Genomic DNA, 1804 nt, shown 5'->3' on the forward strand with positions numbered 1-1804 from the left:
CGCATCCGCAGCGAGAAACAACGCCGCTGGGGACGACCCGCCAACCAGGCCGCCTGATCAACCAACCCGGCGAACGTTCATGGACACCGCACTAGGCATGCCGATCCGGGCTTTACTCTGCGGACCTACGCGCACCTGATGCCCGGCTCACACGACCGTGCCCGGCGGGCCGTCGACGACCGGCTGTTCCGTCCTCGCGCCGTGTCCGACGGAACAGCGACGGCACAGGGGGCGATGCGGGGTGCTCGCCGGAGGCCGTGATCACTGAACCTGCAGGCCGGTGACGGCGCGGCCTATCAGGAGGCGCTGGATCTCGGACGTGCCCTCGAAGATGGTGTAGATCTCTGACCCCGCATCTCCCGACCTGGGCCGATGCCTGGATGCCCCCGCTGACCAGGCATCGAGCCTTCCGCCGCCTTTCACCATTCAGCGCCCCTTTCACCGTCCCACGGAACAGCGACGGAACAGCGCCCTGTGCTGTCACATCAGGCGTAGCACTACGCCTGTGCCAGCCGGCGAGGTGGCGCGGATGTGCCGAAGCCCATGCTCACAACGAGTCCGCACTCGTTGAAGCTTTGGCGGTAAGGCGAGCGCGCCAGTAGCTGGCGGCGTCCTGACCTGCCTGCATTGCGGTGAACTCATCAGTCCGTTTCGCGAGCGTGGCGGTGGGCTCGGTACCTTCGACGTAGGACTCGACAGCAAGGTTGAGTGCACTGCCGCTCAGGAACTCGGCGTACTCGCGCACAGACTCAACAACCGCGAAAGCGGCGGGGTTGCCATGCGCCAAGGCATTTCGGACCCGACGACGTCTGGCCTCCAACACGACACCTTCGGCGGTGTAGTACTCAACCAGGGCGTGATATTTGGCGAAGTCGCTCACGCTTGCGAACATCCGCCTGATCCAGGCGCGCTCGGACTCAATGCGGCAGAGCGAAAGCAGGTCGCCAGAGCGGTCAGCGACGAACAGGATCCACGGGCGCGACGGGTTGTTGGTGAACCACACCCGACGCAGCTCGTTGAGCAGTTCGTCTTGGCCTCCACCGCCGAGCAGACACATATGAACGGCTCGCTGCACATCGGCAAGCCATCGAGCATGTGCCCAGCGCTCGCCGAGCATGTGGAACAAGTCGTTGGGGGCGAGCGCTGCGTGCGCCGCGACGTGTTGGACGACGCGGTCCGACAGGGGGATCACGCTGCTGACGTCTGCTTCGGAAGGCTTACGCAGCGCCATGTCGCGGCTGAAAGGGTAGTCAGCAGTGGTCCGCACTTCGAGGGCTGCCGCGAGAAATCGTGGTAGCTCTTCGCGGGCCAGCGCCAAGGCGATGCGTGGCCCATGCTCCTGGATCGCTTTTGTAGTGATGCCCGCGCCGTAGTGATCGTCGGGGAAGCCCGTCTCGCGCCGGGAGACCATGAAGCTAGAGGAGCCAGCCTGACCGGAGCACAGTAGCCCGTGCTGAGCGAGGTGTGGGCGGATCCCGCCGGAGTTGTGGATCGAGATGTTGAGGATCGTGTTCACAATGCGAACGGCACGGTCGAACGCACCGGCTGCCGTCGTTTCGCCGAGGTCGACGCGAACCAGGAAGTCTACGTCGGACTTCTCATCGACTAGCTTGGCGACCTGAAAGAGGTAGCCGCCCTGCACCAGTTCCCACAGCTCTGCCTTGTGCTCGAAGTCCTGTCCCTCCGGCTCTGCGTTGGGCACCGCCCAGTGGGCTTGATCCGGTTTGACGGACATCTGAGATCAGGGGTTCGTCCCCGGAAGGATGTCCATGATGGAGAGCATGGGGAAGAAGAAGCGTCCTCG

Annotated in this window: 1 protein-coding gene; it reads right to left on the reverse strand. The window is 64.4% G+C overall.

Annotation, left to right across the window (positions count from 1 at the left end):
- Positions 1-547: 547 nt before the first annotated feature.
- Positions 548-1735: a hypothetical protein gene (locus ABZU32_RS40895; RefSeq protein WP_354932164.1), complete on the reverse strand. Its 1188-nt coding sequence runs from the start codon at positions 1733-1735 to the stop codon at positions 548-550.
- Between the last annotated feature and the right edge of the window lie 69 nt (positions 1736-1804).

It is taken from the genome of Sphaerisporangium sp. NPDC005288 (assembly GCF_040607475.1).
Lineage (GTDB): Bacteria > Actinomycetota > Actinomycetes > Streptosporangiales > Streptosporangiaceae > Sphaerisporangium > Sphaerisporangium rhizosphaerae.